At 44.9% G+C, this 1,447-nt stretch carries 3 protein-coding genes and 1 pseudogene; all 4 read right to left on the bottom strand.

Annotation, left to right across the window (positions count from 1 at the left end; translation table 11 throughout):
* The coding region (locus tag PX484_RS23255; protein ID WP_288105755.1) for a DUF433 domain-containing protein at positions 1–213 on the bottom strand (213 nt) is incomplete at its 3' end.
* 148 nt (positions 214–361) lie between these two features.
* The gene (locus tag PX484_RS23250; RefSeq protein WP_002801583.1) at positions 362–769 is read right to left on the bottom strand and encodes a hypothetical protein; all 408 of its coding nucleotides are present in this window, start codon (positions 767–769) and stop codon (positions 362–364) included.
* A 3-nt stretch (positions 770–772) separates the two neighbouring features.
* Positions 773–1,171 (bottom strand): hypothetical protein, encoded by a 399-nt coding sequence (locus PX484_RS23245; protein ID WP_353845705.1) that lies wholly within the window; start codon positions 1,169–1,171, stop codon positions 773–775.
* 115 nt (positions 1,172–1,286) lie between these two features.
* Positions 1,287–1,447: pseudogene (locus PX484_RS25895) on the bottom strand (DUF1349 domain-containing protein); the annotation flags it as partial.

The raw sequence follows: 1,447 nt of genomic DNA, 5'->3' as shown, positions 1-1,447 counted from the left end.
TCTGACTTCATAGTGATTCGCCATCAATCTTGCTGCAAATTGCATACAGGCATAAATATCTTCTCGATTCAGAGAAGGATATTCTTCAAGGACTTCTTCAATAGAATCCCCTGCTCCCAAAAATTCCATAACTGTTTGCACCGGAATTCGGGTTCCAGCTATAACAGGTCTTCCATTACAAATATCTGGATGAATCTGGATGCGACTTTCCATTAAGGTTTTGTTACCTCTTTGATGACCTTAAGTAAACTTATTATACCCTTTCATGGTAATAGGTGAGGATGTTGGGTTTCCTTAAAATCGATCGCTGCAGCGGTAGGACCCGCATCAGGGAACGCACCCTACCAGAGCGGCGATCATACTATTCCCAAGTTAGAGTTATACCTTCTAGGTTACATACTCTCTGGATAGTTTCCAGTTTACTCTCAGTCAATTTCCCAAATAGGTGAACTCTCATTTTATGCTTGGGATAATACTGTCCATAACTCTTGATTTGCCCGATCGCTGATTTCCAGCCTTTTGTATTTTTAACTTCAATTATTTCAGTATTAGTTAAGACATCTATTCTACCTACCTTATCAATGTAAACCTCGGTTTTTCCTCCTAATTCCCCAGCCAGTTTGTCCCGATACCAAGCCTCTGTACCCTTTACAGGAGTATTTATCTCCGGCTCAATAACTATGCCATTAACCTGATTAATAAAGTCCCGAATTGCTCCTCTTACTAATTTTTGAGCAGCATTGGGGGACTGTCTTTTCCGTTTAGCCATTGCTTACTCAGTGAATAATTTAGAAATCCCATATCCAGCTAAACCAATTACTGCTCCTACTGCCGCTACGGGAGCCATCGTCACTGCAACTGCCGTCCCCCCTACTGCTAATCCCATACCTCCAACTAATGCTGATATACCGGCTCCAGCACCCGCACCAATTGCCGCTGCTCCAATTGCCGTTGCGTCTTGCTCTTCTATTGCTTTTTTGGTTCCGTAAACTGCCGTGCCAACCACTGCTCCTGCCGCTGCTACTGGAGCCATACCGACTCCTAGAGCAGTTCCTCCTACAGCCAGTCCCATACCGCCAACTACTGCCGATGCACTAGCTCCAATCGCTGTACCCAGTCCCAGTGAAATCATTGCTTCTTGAACTTCTTCTGGCTTATTTTTGTCCATTATTTTTGGCCTCATTAGCTTCGGGTAATTATGAAACTCTAGCATAAGACAGACAAGCCGTTAACCACAACAAGCCAGGCGTTAAGGCGCATAAGTGCCAGTCGGGTGCATACGGTTGTTAGCTGGCTTCCGGTATTGCCAGCCACTGATTGTCTGAGATTTCCAAGGTTTTGAAACAACAGCGAAACGCTTTGCCTATCGGGCTGCAGGCATACACTCCGATTTGGCAATCGTCGGCTATCTTGTGTAAGTGTGTGATCCGCATTTGCAGCCAAGCCT

It is taken from the genome of Microcystis sp. M49636_WE2 (assembly GCF_030065375.1).
GTDB classification, from domain to species: Bacteria; Cyanobacteriota; Cyanobacteriia; order Cyanobacteriales; family Microcystaceae; genus Microcystis; species Microcystis aeruginosa_C.
The sequence above is the reverse complement of the archived record's forward strand: the minus strand, read 5'-3'. Positions and strand labels throughout refer to the sequence as shown.

Bases quoted from the DNA above. Each gene is read 5' to 3' on its own strand.
- PX484_RS23250 (WP_002801583.1), bottom strand. From the start codon at position 769: ATGGCTAAACGGAAAAGACAGTCCCCCAATGCTGCTCAAAAATTAGTA.